This is a genomic window from Gordonia sp. B8661-1 (genome assembly GCF_059427765.1).
In genome coordinates this window covers 246,380-261,152 of the sequence record NZ_JCAHRL010000006.1, presented here as the reverse complement: position 1 = coordinate 261,152, position 14,773 = coordinate 246,380, and the positions used below count along the sequence as shown (strand labels likewise).

14 protein-coding genes are annotated in these 14,773 nt (G+C 64.7%); 2 read left to right on the top strand and 12 right to left on the bottom strand.

Annotation, left to right across the window (positions count from 1 at the left end; translation table 11 throughout):
• Positions 1-28: 28 nt before the first annotated feature.
• The 5 genes from recR to AC4JJG_RS14530 all read right to left on the bottom strand — a co-directional run bounded on the left by recR (position 29) and on the right by AC4JJG_RS14530 (position 2,830).
• The gene (gene recR / locus AC4JJG_RS14550) at positions 29-643 is read right to left on the bottom strand and encodes a recombination mediator RecR (protein ID WP_495398186.1); all 615 of its coding nucleotides are present in this window, start codon (positions 641-643) and stop codon (positions 29-31) included.
• Positions 644-661: 18 nt separating this feature from the next.
• Positions 662-1,030, bottom strand: a complete 369-nt coding sequence (locus AC4JJG_RS14545) for a YbaB/EbfC family nucleoid-associated protein (RefSeq protein WP_495398187.1) — start codon at positions 1,028-1,030, stop codon at positions 662-664.
• 21 nt (positions 1,031-1,051) lie between these two features.
• Complete coding sequence (locus AC4JJG_RS14540) at positions 1,052-1,381, bottom strand: hypothetical protein (protein WP_495398188.1); 330 nt, start codon at positions 1,379-1,381, stop codon at positions 1,052-1,054.
• 73 nt (positions 1,382-1,454) lie between these two features.
• Positions 1,455-2,345: a pseudouridine synthase gene (locus AC4JJG_RS14535; RefSeq protein WP_495398189.1), complete on the bottom strand. Its 891-nt coding sequence runs from the start codon at positions 2,343-2,345 to the stop codon at positions 1,455-1,457.
• Between the two features lie 47 nt (positions 2,346-2,392).
• A complete protein-coding gene (locus tag AC4JJG_RS14530) occupies positions 2,393-2,830 on the bottom strand; it encodes an SRPBCC family protein (RefSeq protein WP_495398190.1) in 438 nt (145 codons plus the stop codon).
• Positions 2,831-2,908: 78 nt separating this feature from the next.
• On the opposite strand from AC4JJG_RS14530, the gene AC4JJG_RS14525 reads away from it, so the two are divergent.
• Positions 2,909-4,297, top strand: a complete 1,389-nt coding sequence (locus AC4JJG_RS14525; RefSeq protein ID WP_495399565.1) for an FAD-binding protein — start codon at positions 2,909-2,911, stop codon at positions 4,295-4,297.
• Positions 4,294-5,616, top strand: coding sequence for a class I SAM-dependent methyltransferase (locus AC4JJG_RS14520; RefSeq protein ID WP_495398191.1), 1,323 nt, complete (start codon positions 4,294-4,296; stop codon positions 5,614-5,616). Before AC4JJG_RS14525 ends, AC4JJG_RS14520 begins: the two co-directional genes overlap by 4 nt.
• Before the next feature lie 194 nt (positions 5,617-5,810).
• Here the strand turns inward: AC4JJG_RS14520 and AC4JJG_RS14515 are convergent, their stop codons facing one another.
• The 7 genes from AC4JJG_RS14515 to AC4JJG_RS14485 all read right to left on the bottom strand — a co-directional run bounded on the left by AC4JJG_RS14515 (position 5,811) and on the right by AC4JJG_RS14485 (position 14,772).
• Positions 5,811-8,150: a DNA polymerase III subunit gamma and tau gene (locus tag AC4JJG_RS14515; RefSeq protein ID WP_495398193.1), complete on the bottom strand. Its 2,340-nt coding sequence runs from the start codon at positions 8,148-8,150 to the stop codon at positions 5,811-5,813.
• 109 nt (positions 8,151-8,259) lie between these two features.
• Positions 8,260-8,712: a hypothetical protein gene (locus tag AC4JJG_RS14510; protein WP_495398194.1), complete on the bottom strand. Its 453-nt coding sequence runs from the start codon at positions 8,710-8,712 to the stop codon at positions 8,260-8,262.
• A gap of 761 nt (positions 8,713-9,473) precedes the next feature.
• A complete protein-coding gene (locus AC4JJG_RS14505) occupies positions 9,474-9,941 on the bottom strand; it encodes a hypothetical protein (RefSeq protein WP_495405783.1) in 468 nt (155 codons plus the stop codon).
• A gap of 122 nt (positions 9,942-10,063) precedes the next feature.
• Positions 10,064-11,791, bottom strand: coding sequence for an alpha/beta hydrolase (locus AC4JJG_RS14500; RefSeq protein WP_495398196.1), 1,728 nt, complete (start codon positions 11,789-11,791; stop codon positions 10,064-10,066).
• Positions 11,791-12,081: a hypothetical protein gene (locus AC4JJG_RS14495; RefSeq protein WP_495398197.1), complete on the bottom strand. Its 291-nt coding sequence runs from the start codon at positions 12,079-12,081 to the stop codon at positions 11,791-11,793. The genes AC4JJG_RS14500 and AC4JJG_RS14495 overlap by 1 nt, the downstream gene beginning before the upstream one ends.
• Positions 12,082-12,125: 44 nt before the next feature.
• Positions 12,126-13,445 carry a glycosyltransferase 87 family protein gene (locus tag AC4JJG_RS14490; RefSeq protein WP_495398198.1) on the bottom strand — a complete coding sequence of 440 codons (1,320 nt, stop codon included), beginning with the start codon at positions 13,443-13,445 and terminating at the stop codon, positions 12,126-12,128.
• Between the two features lie 34 nt (positions 13,446-13,479).
• Entirely contained in the window at positions 13,480-14,772 is a 1,293-nt protein-coding gene (locus AC4JJG_RS14485; RefSeq protein ID WP_495398199.1) for an aspartate aminotransferase type Ic, read from the bottom strand.
• Position 14,773: the final 1 nt, after the last annotated feature.

Below are 14,773 nucleotides of genomic sequence, written 5' to 3'. Positions count from 1 at the left end.
ACCACGTGGAGCACGTGGCGGCGGCCGACTATCCGGCCAACACCCGTCGACCGGACAGGGCACGTCCCAGGGTCAGCTCGTCGGCGAATTCGAGGTCGCCACCCATCGGCAGGCCGGAGGCGAGGCGAGTGACCGAGAGTCCGGGGAAATCCTTGAGCATCCGCAGCAGATAGGTGGCCGTTGCCTCACCCTCGGTATTCGGGTCGGTCGCCACGATGATCTCGCTGACATCGTCACCGTCGTCCTGGGTGGCGAGCCGCTTGAGCAGCTCCCGGATACGCAGCTGATCGGGCCCGATGCCGGAGAGCGGATCGAGGGCGCCACCGAGGACGTGATAGCGGCCGTTGAACTCCTTGGTCCGCTCGATGGCGTGGACGTCCTTGGGTTCTTCGACGACACAGATCTTCGTCACGTCGCGACGCGGGTCCGCGCAGATGCGGCACAGATCGTTGGCGGAGACGTTGCCGCATTCGGCGCAGTAGGTGACGTCGTCGCGCACATGGCCGAGAGCCGCGATCAGACGATCGATCTCCGAGTTCTCCACCGACAGCAGATGAAACGCGATGCGCTGGGCGCCCTTGGGCCCCAGCCCCGGCTGTTTCGCCAGCTCATCGATCAGATCCTGGATCGGTCCCTCGTACATGTCGTGCTCGCCCGGGTACTAGCCGAGGCCGGGCAGGCCGCCGCCCAAACCGCCGGCCAGCGGACCCATCTTCTGCTGGGTCAGCTCCTCGCGCTTGGTCGACAGATCCGACAGCGCACCGAGCACCAGATCCTGCAGGGTCTCCACGTCGTCCGGGTCGACGACCTTGGGATCGATGGTCACCGCGGTGACCTCGCCGGTGCCGTTTCCGGTCACGGTCACCAGGCCGTTGCCCGCGGTCCCGGTCACCTCGGTCGCCGCGATCTCGGTCTGCGCGGCGAGCAGCTGCTCCTGCATCTGCTGCGCCTGGGCGAGCAGACCGGCCATCGGATTGTCGCCGCCGTCCCCGCCGCCGAACAGTGCACTGGGATCGAAAGGTTGATTCACGGTGCCCAGGGTAGTCGCCGTTCAGCGCAGCAGGCGATCGACATGCTCGGTGAGTTCATCGAGTGTCAGTCCGTCGCGGGTGGTGACCTCGAAGGACAGCACCTCGTCACCGAAGAGCCGCCCGGCCTTCGGGGTCAGCGCGAACTCGAACCGGTCGTCGACGCGGCGCCATCCGGTGACGCCGCCGTACACCGGTGCGCTCGCCCCGGTCGTCACGCAGTATTCGTCGGCCCGGGTGCCACCGACGAGGTCGCGCTGGATCTGGAAGCAGCCCAGCGATTCGTCGTCGATGAACACCACGGCTTCGCATCCCAGGTCGGGATGCCGCTCATACGACGCGGTGATGGCCATACGTCAGCGTAACCGTCACCGCTCCGGGTCGATTCGGCCCCGGAAGGCCGTCCGGAGCCCGGATCGGTGACGGTTACGCCGGTGCATCCCGGAACGTCTGCTGCGATTCGAACCGTCGCGGCCTCCCGGAGATCGGATCGTCGAAGGCCAGGCTGTGGGCGATGAGCCGCAGTGGGCGGGAGAAATCCCCGTGGTCGGGCATCTCCGCCAGGTCGGTGTGGACGTCCGGATACAGCGGATCGTCGATGATGCCCACGCCCAGCCCGGCCATGTGCATGCGCAGCTGATGGGTGCGGCCGGTGCGGGGGCGCAGGTCGTAGACGCCGCCCCGTGACGTCTCGGTCAGCAGCGTGATCTCGCTGATCGCGTTCACGTCCCCGGCCACCACCCGAGCTCGCAGATCCCCGGCCGTCTTCTCGATCCGGTTCGCGACGGTGACCGGCGTCTCGAGGTCGTCACGCACGGGCGCGAGCGCCCGATACTCCTTGATCGCACGGCGTTCGGCGAACAACGCCTGATACGCGCCGCGCACCGACGGTCGGAGGGTGAACAGCAGCACCCCGGCGGTGAGACGGTCGAGCCGGTGCGCGGGAGACACCAGATCGGTTCCCAGTTCTCGGCGCAGCCGCACCAGTGCGGTCTCGGTGACGTGCCGCCCGCGCGGCATGGTCGCGAGGAAATGCGGCTTGTCGACGACGACGATGTCCTCGTCGCGGTGCAGGATCGGCAGGTCGAACGGGACCGCCGGTTCGTCGGGAAGGTCGCGATACAGATACACCGACGTGTTGATGCGGGACGGCTGATCGAGTTCGACGGGCCGGCCGTCGCCGTACTTAAGTTCGCCCGCGGCGTATCGGGTCCGCAGATCGTCGGCGGTGAGACCGTCGAGCGACCGAATCGCGAGCAGTGCCTGCCCGACGGTGAGTTCCGGCCCCGACCGCAGCACCACCCGCGTCGCATCCACGCCGTCACGTGGCGCGAGCGGCGCGGCCGGTGCGCGTCGGCGGCGGGTCAGCTCTCGAGACGCTTCTTGAGATTGCCGAGCAGCTCGGCCTGAATCCGGTTGAGGCCCTTGGGGGCGAACATCTTCTCGAAGAATCCGCCGATGCCACCCGCACCGGTCCACGTGGTGGTGGTCGTCACGATCGAGCCGGATCCCGACGGCTTCACCGTGTAGGTGGTGACCATCGTGGAGTTGGCGTCCTTCTCCGTGATGGTGTCACCGGCCACGCTGACGGTCGCCTTCACGTCGCGCTGCCGCTTCTCGGTGGCCTGCAGGATCCAGTGCACCACGGTGCCGTCTCCCTTGCCGCCGCTGAGTACCGCGTAATCCCGGTAATTGGCCGGCAGGATCGCCGGACGCACGTCCTGATAGTCGGCGAGTGCGGCGAGCACGGCCTCCGGGGTGGCAGCGATCTCGATCGACTGGGTGGCGGAAACCTGTCCCACGATGCGGACTCCTTCAACAGATTGGCGGGCGAGAACGTCTCGTCCTAGGCTAGCCCGGTGAGCGCTGAGCGGTTGGAGATGGGGGCGCAGGCATTCGAGGAGGGCGTCGACACCCTCCTCGCGAGCTACCGTGCGATCCCGCCGGGGGCCACCGTCCGATTGGCGAAGAAGACGTCGAATCTGTTCCGCAAGCGCGCCGACAATCCGCATCCGGGTCTGGACGTCTCCGGGCTCGATCGTGTGATCGCCGTCGATGCCGAGTCGGCCACCGCAGACGTCGCCGGGATGTGCACCTACGAAAATCTGGTGGCCGCCACCCTCCCCTACGGCCTTGCACCCGAGGTGGTGCCCCAGCTCAAGACGATCACGCTCGGCGGTGCCGTCACCGGTCTCGGCATCGAGTCGACCTCGTTCCGCAACGGCCTGCCACACGAGTCGGTCCTCGAGATCGACATCCTGACCGGCGACGGCGCCATCATCACCGCGACGCCCGACAACGAGTACTCCGATCTCTTCTACGGGTTCCCCAATTCCTATGGCACCCTGGGATATTCGGTGCGCCTGCGGATCGAGCTCGAGCGGGTGAAGCCCTATGTCGCGTTGCGCCACCTGCGTTTTCACGATCTGGTCACCATGCAGTCGACGATGGACGCCATCGTCTTCGACGGCACGTACGAGGGTGAGCAGGTCGATTACCTCGACGGTGTGGTCTTCTCGGCGGGCGAGAGCTATCTGACGCTGGGCCGCCAGACCGACGAGCCGGGCCCGGTCAGCGATTACACCGGAATGGACATCTACTACCGGTCCATCCAGCGCAAGCAGACCGATCGGCTCACCATCGGCGACTACCTGTGGCGCTGGGACACCGACTGGTTCTGGTGTTCCCGAGCATTCGGAGCACAGAATCCGCGCATCCGCCGACTGTGGCCGAAACGCCTGTTGCGCAGCAGTTTCTATTGGAAACTCATCGGCTATGACCATCGGTACAACATCGGCGACAAACTCAATGCCCGTAAGGGACTGCCGGCGACCGAACGAGTGGTGCAGGACATCGAGGTGCCGATCGAGAACACGACGGCCTACCTCGAATGGTTCCTGAAGAACGTCCCCATCGAACCACTCTGGTTGTGCCCGTTGCGGCTTCGTGATGGCGGCCCGGCCGCTGCCAACGCGGATAAGACGCGTCCGTGGCCGCTGTATCCGCTCGAACCGGACCGCACCTACGTGAACGTCGGTTTCTGGTCCGGGGTCCCCGTCACGCCGGGCGATCCCGGCCACACCAACAAACTGATCGAACGTGAGGTCGCCGCACTCGACGGCCACAAGTCCCTCTACTCCGAATCGTTCTATCCGCCGGACGAATTCGACGAACTGTACGGCGGCGAGAACTATCGGCTCCTCAAGAAGCGGTACGACCCCAGCGGCCGGCTGCTCGACCTGTATGCGAAAGCGGTGAAGCGGCAGTGACCACATTCAAGGACGTGGCATCGAAATCGGCGGCGGACCACAGCGGGAAGATGACGCTGGCGGAGATCTTCGAGGCGCTGCTCGGCGGCAACCTGACGATCCGGATCACCGCATACGACGGCAGTTCCGCGGGACCCGAGGATGCCGAGTTCGGCCTCAACCTCAAAACCCCGCGCGGCACAACCTATCTGGTGACCGCCCCCGGTGACCTGGGGCTGGCGCGGGCCTACATCTCCGGTGACCTCGAGTTGATCGGTGCACATCCGGCCGACCCGTACGGCGCTCTCCGTGCGCTGGCGTCCGACCTCCAGTTCAACCGGCCGTCCACGCTGCAGCTCGCGCAGATCGCCCGGTCGCTCGGCATCGAACACTTCAAGCCGATCGCCCCACCGCCGCAGGAAACCCTGCCGCGCTGGCGCCGATTCGCCGAAGGTCTGCGGCACAGCAGGGCCCGCGACGCCGAGGTCATCCATCACCACTACGACGTCTCGAACACCTTCTACGAGTGGGTACTCGGGCCGTCGATGACCTACACCTGCGCCGTCTACCCGGAACTCGAGGCCTCACTCGAGGTGGCGCAGGAGAACAAGTACCGGCTGATCTTCGAGAAGCTGCGCCTCAAGCCGGGTGATCGCCTGCTCGACATCGGTTGCGGCTGGGGCGGAATGGTCCGTTACGCAGCCCACCGGGGCGTTCACGTGATCGGCGCTACGCTCTCCGCCGAACAGGCCGAATGGGCACAGAAGGCCATCGTCGACGAAGGCCTGTCCGATCTGGCCGAGGTCCGGCACAGCGATTATCGCGACGTCACCGAGACCGGCTTCGACGCCGTGTCCTCCATCGGCCTGACCGAGCACATCGGTGTGCACAACTATCCCGCGTACTTCTCGTTCATGCGGGATCGTCTGCGCGTCGGTGGAATGATGTTGAACCACTGCATCACCCGCCCCGACAACACCGGCAAGAACCGGGCCGGCTCCTTCATCGACCGGTACGTCTTCCCGGACGGGGAACTCACCGGCTCCGGCAAGATCATCTCCAAGCTGCAGGACATCGGCGGCATGGAAGTGGTGCACGAGGAGAACTTCCGCGATCACTACGCGATGACCCTGCGCGACTGGAACCGAAACCTCGTCGAGCACTGGGACGAGGCCGTCGCCGAGGTCGGCGAGGGTACCGCTCGTCTGTGGGGTCTCTACATGGCCGGGTGCCGTATCGGATTCGAGCGCGACATCATCCAGTTGCACCATGTGCTGGCGACGAAACTCGACGACCGGGGCGGCAACGATCTCCCGCTGCGTCCGTGGTGGAACGCCTGAACTCAGCCCGTCATCGACCGGGCCCGGTCTCGCTACGCACACTCGCTCCGCTCGCGTGCTACCCGACCAGCGACAACACCTCGCGGCCCCACCCGCCGAACGAGCAGACGGTGCGCGACAACGCCTCGCGGCCCCACCCGCCGATCGAGTAGTCGGTGAGCGAAGCGAGCCGACGTATCGAGATCACCGCGTCGCTATTCGATGGGCCGAGCGCCCAATTCGTTCTTCAGCAGATCCATGGCGAGCGTCTCCGGGTCGAGACGGCCCTCGGACTTGCCCGCGAGCGCGTCGGCGACCATCTCGTCGCGTTCGGCGTCGCTGATCTCGTCGTCGGACCGGGGCGCCGGCGGTTCGGGCTCCTCGGGTTCGGGCGGCGTGTCCGTGCCGGTCGACGCGCCCGCACCGGGATCGCCCTGACGATCGCCGCCCTGTCCGTTTGCCCGACTCGGCCGTGAATAGGTGGGACGACGCTGCTCCTGTGCGGGCGGCGGCGCCGACGCGGCCGCGGCGGGCTGGGGTGCCGACGCCGAATGAACCGTGCGCACATCGAGTTCGGTGCCGAAGACCTCTCGCAGGGCGTCGCGAAGGATCTCCACCGCGTGCGGCGCCGACAACCGGCCGACGAGCACCTCCACCGGATGCGTGAGCACCACGGTGCGGTCATCGAGGTCGTGGACGACCGCGGCCGACAACATCGGTTCCAGGCTCTTCGAGCGCTCCCGGACGGCCGACCGCACCTCCTGGAAGCGGCGTCGCAACGTCTCCGCATCCGGACCCGTAGTCGCTTCAGGGGCAGTCGGCTCCGGCTGTTGTTGCGCTGCAACGGGTTCGGCCTCGGGTGCCGCGTACTCGTCCATCGGCTCGTCCGGCAGCGGGATGTCGTCGTCCGGTGCGGACACCGGTTCCGGCGCCGGCACGGCATCGGCTTCCTGCGTCCGCTCCGCGGCGCTCGCGGCCGGAGACTCGGTCGCATCGCTCTCGGGGGCGGCGGGTTCAGCTGGGGCCGGTTCAGCTGTGGCGGGTTCGGGTGTGGTCGCCGCGGGCTCGGCGGGGACCATTTGCTCGGCTACGGTCGACTGTTCCGCCGCCACGCGCGCGGGGGGCTGCGGGGATGTCGGTGTGCCGCCGCCCTGCTCCGGCATCGGCGCGGTGGGTTCGCTCGGCACGGGTGCGGGTTCGTCCCGCGTCAGCCCCTCGTCGGCTGCGGAAGCCGTGCTCGGGGCGGCTGCCCGTGCCTCCTCGGCGGCCTTGCGCTGCGAGGGCCGCACATACTTCGGCGGCGGCTCATCGGCGTCGACCGGTGGAGTCACCGCACGGCCGGCCGGGGCGGGTGACGTCGGATCGGCGGTGGATGTGACTGCGGGAACGGCACTTCCACCGGTCACCACGCCCGACTCGAGACGTTCGAGTCGCTGCAGCAACGCGGCGTCGGAGGTGGATGCGCCCGGCAGAAGCATTCGCGCACACATCACTTCGAGGAGCAGGCGCGGCGACGTGGTGCCGCGCATCTCACCGAGCGCATCGTGCACCACTTCCGCGAAGCGGGTCAGGGCGGCGGGCCCGAGCGATTCGATCTGCGCCTGCATCCGCTGCAGCTGATCACCGGGCGCTTCGACCAGACCGCGGTCGGCCGCATCCGGAACCGCTTGCAGCAGAATGAGATCCCGCAACCGCTCCAGGAGGTCGACGGCGAACCGTCGCGGATCGTGGCCTGCGTCGACCACCTTCTCCACCGTGCCGAACAGGCGTGAACCGTCGGCAGCGGCGAGTCCGTCGATGGCCTCGTCGATGAGCGCGATGTCGGTGACGCCGAGCAGGGCGAGTGCACGGTCGTAGGTGACGCCGGTGTCGTCGGCGCCGGCGAGCAACTGATCCAGGATGCTCAGCGAATCACGGGGCGATCCGCCGCCCGCGCGGATCACGAGCGGATACACGTCGGGCGCGACGGTCACCTGCTCCTGCGCGCAGATCTTCTCCAGCAGCCCGCGCATCACCGGCGGTGCCAGGAGGCGGAACGGATAGTGGTGGGTGCGCGAACGGATCGTCGGCAGCACCTTCTCCGGCTCGGTGGTCGCGAACACGAAGATCAGATGCTCCGGCGGCTCCTCGACGATCTTCAGCAGCGCGTTGAAGCCCGCATTGGTGACCATATGCGCCTCGTCCACGATGAAGACGCGGTAGCGGGATTCCGATGGCGCGTAGAAGGCGCGGTCGCGGAGTTCGCGGGTGTCGTCGACACCACCGTGGCTGGCGGCGTCGAGTTCGATGACGTCGAGATTGCCCGGTCCGCCCGGGGCGAGTGCCACGCACGACGAGCAGACACCGCACGGGGTGGACGTCGGGCCCTGCACACAGTTGAGGGAGCGCGCGAGAATGCGCGCCGACGATGTCTTGCCACAGCCGCGCGGGCCGGAGAAGAGGTAGGCGTGGTTGATCCGGCCGCTGTCCAGAGCACGACTCAGCGGATCGGTGACATGCTCCTGGCCCACGACGTCGGCGAAGGTAGCCGGGCGATAGGTGCGATACAGAGCCACGCGACGAGCCTACCGGCGACCGGCGACAGCCATGCCCGCACCTACCCCTCGACAGTGGCGCGGGCATGGCTGCCGTGCCGTGGGCCACGGCCCACGGAGACCGCCGGGGTCAGAGGTTGACGACGCCGCTGCAGGTCTGCGCCCGGAGGTTCGGCAGCAGACCGTGGTTCACGGCGTTGAGCGTGATCTTCGTCGGGCCGCTGCCGCGCAGATCGTTGACCCGATAGCCCGAATTGTCACCGAGCCCGTGCTGCCAGGTCCGCTTGACCGTCTGCGCTTTACCCGTCTTCAGGTTCGTGATGGTGATCGTCGAGTTGGTGACGTACGGGAAAATGCTCTTGCTGTCGCTGTGCAGGTCGAAGGTGCCCGGCTTCGTGGTGTCCCACGTGACGGTCGCGCCGCCGTGATACGGCAAGTCGACGACGTTCGGGTTGAGGCTGTAGCAATTCATCGCGACATACTGCTGCTTGATCGCGGCGTCCGCGTGACCGGCGCCGAGCGCTCCGGCGATCACGGACGATCCGAGCAGTCCGGCGGCCACCACCGCGGTACGACGACGCATGTGTTCCTCCTCGATCCGGTGCGGGGCGGATTCCCCACACAGGAAGGGTGTCGCGAGGATGCGCTCAGTCGTTAGCCCCACTATCGATTCGTTCCGGATTCGTGACGTCATGTTCGATACTGCTGACCACGAGTCACTGGTAGGCGGGGTCGGTGTCACCCTCGAATCGGAAACAGGGCGATTCGACCGAAATCTGCACTTCCCGATCCGCACCGCGTGACCGGAGCGAGAGCGCCGCGACAAATTGCCCGTTCGTCAGCCGTCGTTCCTCCGGCTCAGCATCGGGCCGACGATCCTGCTCACTGAAACCCTGCCTGAGGAGGTCATCGAGCCCTTTGTTGAGAGCAGAAAAGTCTTCCGGCCCGGGTCGCTGAATCCAGTGTTTCAACTCAAGCCTCCACGGAGGACCGAAGACTTCGGGGACCGCACCTCTTCCTCGAACGCCACACCCTTCGAGATAGGGCCCCAGTCGGTCAGGTCCGGGCGGCGCAGTCGTTGGGTATGGACTGAACGGCACCACAACATTGAAGTAGCCACTCGTTGCCCCCCACACTCGGTCCACCGATGAGTGCGGAGAATCAGGCACACTTTCGCCGGAGCATCCGACTATTGCACTCACCATACCGACCACTATGGTCAGTCGTCTCAATTGCTGTGACCGCAAGATCGCTCCATCACCCGAAGGGAAAGGGAATATGTGGTAGCCCTGACAACAACGGCCGTGCCATATGATTCTTACTTGTACATAAATCCACAGTCGACTATCGGTAGTCCTTGTTTGTGTCACCATTGAATCGGAAGCACTTCGACAAGACCATGATTCGTGCTGTTCGGGCAGCCCCATCCTGATTGACAAAGACGGCAATATCGAAGTCGCTGTTGGCCACTCGGCGCTCTTCCGGTTCATCGCCTTCGCGAGAATCACCCTCTGTGAAGCCCTGCTGCACCAGAAGATCAAACCCTGTATTGATTCGGGAAAAGTCAGTCGGCGAAGCGTTAGGGATCTCGTCAACAAGTTCCAGACGCCAGGGTGGTCCATATACTTCCGGCACTGCAGCATTGCCTCTCCTACCACAGCCTTCCAGGTACCGGTTGAGGCCATCTGGCCCGACAGGAACCGACTTTGATACATCCGGCCGAGGTGCAACAGTTTCGAGATGCCGAACAGCCGCCTGCCACACCTGATCTAGCGACCTCCACGAAGCATCCGGTTCCTCATCAACGAACATGCACCCCGATGAAAACAACAACGCCCCAAGCGTCATAAACGTTAGCCATGACTCACGTTGTCGCATGCGAAATCTATTCATTGCGCCCTTTGTTTTGGCATTCCGTAGAACTAAGAGGCGGGCTACCCGAACGGAAACGGAATCGGAGGAAGCCCAGGAATGCGTACCATTCCATCACGATTATCGACAAGTTCCTCCTTTGTTGTTTCTCCCCACATGTCATCCTTTCGGTCCACGTAAGGTTCCGGCTCCTCACCTTTGATGACTTTCACCATATTTTCAAACGCCGTGGATGAACTGTCATTCCAGTAGTCACCGTGCGCACTGCGCCCCTCCACCACTTGGCCGTCCTTGTAAAACCCGGTATCGAGTCTCGTCACGCCAGGAGTGTCATCCGGATCTCCACCGTGTGGATTTGCGGGAAGATCCTGAACGTAGTGGATTAGATCGCCTGGAGCAGTGAGGGAGTAGCGCTCGACGTCAGGATTCGGGTTCGCCCACGGCGTGTCGTAAATTCCCGTACCGGCCGACGATGCGTAGATGACACGGTCCGCGTTCAGACCGAGTTGCTCGGCGCTACCAACGACAGATCCACCATACGAGTGACCGATATAGGTGGTTTTCACGTTAGGTGAAGTATGTTCCGCTAGTTCGATATCCAGTTCTTTGCCGAAAGAGACCAACTTAGGCGCCATATCGTATGCGAATCGAGTTGACGCAGCAGACTCGCCGACCTTCGCGCCAGCATATTCGTATCCCATATACTGAGGCAGATCACCGTCCATGTAGACGAATACCGGGCCCTTGGTTTCGTGCGCCAGATTCCACGCATTGTTCGTGTTGATCTGGCTTCCGTTCAGATTAGAGCCGGTTCCCGGAACATAAACGGTCGCATTGGAGGTGTTGGGTCCTATCGCCCCGATCATTTCGATGAAATGACCATTTTCCGTGTTTCGAAATCCAATGAATTTGCGCTCCGTCTTCAAATCGTCTGGATTGATGATTTTTCCGTCTTTGCGAGCAAAGTCACTGTCACGGTCTGTAACTGCGTCACTGTTTGCCATGTTGCGCTGCTGTAGGAACTCTCGGAGACGCATCGCCCTTTCGCCATCTTGCCGACCTGCCCTGACCTCCCCCTCAAGAGCAGTCCGAATGTTGATCTCGTTGGCATCCGCCCGCATGTCGAAATCAATCCCGTCCATGTTGCCGATGGCATCGGGGTCTGCCTGCATGACACGCCTCCGATCCTGCTCACTCAACGCCGCCATGAACGCCCGGCGCTCGGCGGGCGACTTCTGTAAGAGGCTCTTGACCGCAGCATCAGGATCCATGCGCTCACCGGAGGGAAGTACCACGTCGGACTGGCCGTTGACCATCGCCGATAGGTCAGAGCTCAACGCCTCCAGCCGGGCGCCATAACGATCGTCCAGTTCGGCGGCGACCGCGAGTCCTTTCTGGATGGAAGCCTGCTTGGCGGCGGCATCCTCATTCTCCGGATCGTTCGGATCGGTGACTTCTCCCGTGTCACTGACCTCGTACTCAGCGTCGGTGGCGGCCTCCACCTCCTGAATAACGAACTCCTTGGCGTGGTAGATGTCGGCGCCGGCATCCTTCGCCTCATCGGCTATCTGGTTCAGCACGTTGCTGACCTCGGACGCATGATCGAGTTCCTCGACTACCTTCGCGTCCACCGCATCATGCGTCTTACCCTTCCAGGCGGTCGCGCCATCCATCACTCGCGAGACTTCGTTCATTGCGCCCACCAGCGCTGACGCGGCCTTCTGCGCGGCCTCTCCCGCTGCCGTGAACGCATGGGGATCCCAGGTGCGAAGCTCCGTGATTGTCGGCATCAGCGGACCGTGAGTCGCCGAAAGGCGGCAGCGCTCGTCTCGTCGTTCGCCTCGGTACGCGCGGTAAAGAACTGCAGATTGTCCGCCAGCGCACTCACCCTGGAAGCGATTGACGCAACACAGTCGGCTGCAGGTTTTCCGGCCGAGTTCAATGCAGTGGCGACACGACAGGATTCACCTGAAACCCCGTTCAGCGGCTCGAATGAAAGGCCACGGACCACATCGGACTGCGTCATCCACCGACTGGCGACTGTCCTCGTTTCCTCGAACGAAATCCCAAAGTCTGTCATGAAGAACCTCCTGGCCCGACCGATGCCGCCTCAGGCTACCCGCGTCACGCCGTGTCTGATATATCCGGTTCATTCAAAGGATTGACCTGTGCGCTCGGCGACCGCGTGGCGGCCTCGTCCACTTCCGCACCACGACGTCGATACACGACGATCGTCGCGATCGTCGTGGCGAGGAAGATCGCGTTGTACGGGTAGACGGTGAACCATTCGAGCCAGCCGATGCCGTGTTTGAAGAACAGACCGACCAGATAGGCATCCTGCACCGTCCGGTTGACGAACCAGAACGGATAGGCGAGATAGGTGCGCCAGGAGAAGGCGATCAGGATCAGGGCGACCAACCCGGCACCCGCGAGAACACGGATGGGTGGCCGGACATCGGTCCGCAGCACGTGATGCACCGCGATCACCACGAGCGGGACGAACCACACCCAGTGGTGGCCCCAGGACATCGGAGACACCGCACACGACGTCATGCCGACGATCGTGAGCGCCAGCAATTCCTGCCCGTGCCGATGGGCGAGGACCGCCGAGTAGGCGCCCAGCGCCAGGGCCACGAGCACCAGCGAACCCCACAGGATGACGTTCGGTTCGTCGGAGTGGAGGAGGTTCGCCAGCCACCCCCGCAACGACTGATTGCCGACGGTCTGCGGTGCACCCACGCGGTCGGAGTCGAACAGCTTTCCCGTCCAATACGCCCAGGCATCGCGCGGCAGGATCACGAAGCCGACGATCACCGTCGCGAGGAAACCGCCGACGACGGTCGCCGCGGCGCGGTACTGCCGCACGAGGATCAGGTACGGCACGAAGATCAGGGGCGTCAGCTTGATGCCGGCCGCCACACCGGTACCCACGCCCCGCAGACGACTGCCGTCGGGTCGCGCCAGATCGGCGACGACCAGCAGCAGCAGAAAGACATTGATCTGCCCGTACCAGATCGTCGTCCGTACCGGCTCCAGCAGCAGGACCACCGCCACCAACCCGAGCGCGATGGCCCGCAGCGTCCAGTTCGCCTGACGGCCAAGGCTTTTGAAGCTCAGCATGATGACCAGGTACAGCGCCACGAAGATCCCCGCGGACCAGACGATGCGCGCCGTCTCGAAGTTCATCCAGGCGAACGGGATGAACAACAGGATCGACACCGGCGCATACGTGTAATCCATCTGCCCGAGCAGTTTCGCGTCGTAGAGCCGACCGCCGTCGAGCACGGTCTGCGCGCCCTGCCGGTACACGTCGAGGTCGAGCTGATTGCCGAACAATCCCCAGAACGGGGTGCTCAGCGGCACGACCACATCTTGCAGCCACAGCGCGAACGCACCGACGATCAGGAAGCCGACGGCAAGCACCGTCGACCTGGTGGCTTTCACTTGACGAAGAATCTCACGGGCGATCGGACATGCTTCAGGATTCCGACATGCTCACCGGGCTGTCCAGCATGGACTCGGTGGCGGCGAGCAGCACGCACGTGGCCACCCCGTCCATGGCGACCCGCAGGTCGTCGGTGGCGGGGAACGTCGGGGCCAGGCGGATGTTCCGGTCGTACGGATCGTTCTTGTAGGGGTAGGTCGAGCCGGCCGCGGTGAGCGCGATACCGGCCTGCTTCGCCAGGTCGATGGTCCGCCGCGCGGTGCCGTCGATGACGTCGAGGCTGATGAAGTAGCCGCCCTCGGGCTCCGACCAGTTCGCCACCTTCGACGCGCCGAGACGGTCCTCGAGGATGTCGAGCACGAGACGGAACTTCGGTGCGAGGATCTCGCGGTGCCGCGCCATGTGTTGGCGGACGCCGTCGGCGCTGCCGAAGAACTTCGCGTGCCGTAGCTGATTCACCTTGTCGGGGCCGATGGTCTTCACCGACAGCTGGTCAGTGAACCAGTCGATGTTGGCCTTCGACGATCCGAAGAACGCGACGCCCGCGCCGGCGAAGGTGATTTTCGAGGTGGAGCCCAGCACATACACGCGATTCGGATTACCCGCCTCGGCCGCCATCTCGACGACCGGCAGCGGCGTCGGCGGGGCCTCGACCAGGGTGTGCACGGCGTAGGCGTTGTCCCAGAAGACGCGGAAGTCGTCGGCCGCCGGCATCTCCAGCAGGGCGCGCGTCACGTCTTCGGAATAGGTCACGCCGGTCGGGTTCGAATACGTGGGGACCGCCCACATGCCCTTGATCGCCGGATCGGCCGAGGTGAGCGCCGCGCAGGCGTCGATGTCCGGACCGTTCGGCAGCATCGGCACCGGGATCATCTGGATGCCGTAGCGCTCGGTGATGGCGAAGTGGCGGTCATATCCGGGCGCCGGACACAGGAACTTCACCGGGCCACGTCCCCACGGCGCAGTGGAATCGACGGTGCCCGAGAACAGGCCGGAGACCGTCAGATCGTGCATGAGCTCGAGGCTCGAGTTGCCGAAGGCGATCAGATTGTCGGGGTCGACGGCGAGCAGCTCACCGAAGATCTCCCGCAGTTCCGGCAGCCCGGCGATCCCGCCACCGTAGTTGCGGCAGTCGGTGCCCGTACTGTCGCGGTACTCGGTGCCCGGGAGCGCGAGCAGATCGTTGGACAGATCGAGTTGCTCGGGCGCGGGCTTCCCGCGCGTCAGGTCGAGCTTCAGCCCGGCGGCGAGCAGATCGTCGTAGCGCTTCTTGAGATCAGATTGGGTTTCGCGGAGTTCATCGGCACTCATCGAGTGGTAGTTCACG

Bases quoted from the DNA above. Each gene is read 5' to 3' on its own strand.
- AC4JJG_RS14525 (WP_495399565.1), top strand. From the start codon at position 2,909: ATGGGGGCGCAGGCATTCGAGGAGGGCGTCGACACCCTCCTCGCGAGC.
- AC4JJG_RS14540 (WP_495398188.1), bottom strand. From the start codon at position 1,381: ATGGCCATCACCGCGTCGTATGAGCGGCATCCCGACCTGGGATGCGAA.
- AC4JJG_RS14510 (WP_495398194.1), bottom strand. From the start codon at position 8,712: ATGCGTCGTCGTACCGCGGTGGTGGCCGCCGGACTGCTCGGATCGTCC.
- recR (WP_495398186.1), bottom strand. From the start codon at position 643: ATGTACGAGGGACCGATCCAGGATCTGATCGATGAGCTGGCGAAACAG.
- AC4JJG_RS14505 (WP_495405783.1), bottom strand. From the start codon at position 9,941: ATGTTCGTTGATGAGGAACCGGATGCTTCGTGGAGGTCGCTAGATCAG.
- AC4JJG_RS14495 (WP_495398197.1), bottom strand. From the start codon at position 12,081: ATGACAGACTTTGGGATTTCGTTCGAGGAAACGAGGACAGTCGCCAGT.
- AC4JJG_RS14500 (WP_495398196.1), bottom strand. From the start codon at position 11,791: ATGCCGACAATCACGGAGCTTCGCACCTGGGATCCCCATGCGTTCACG.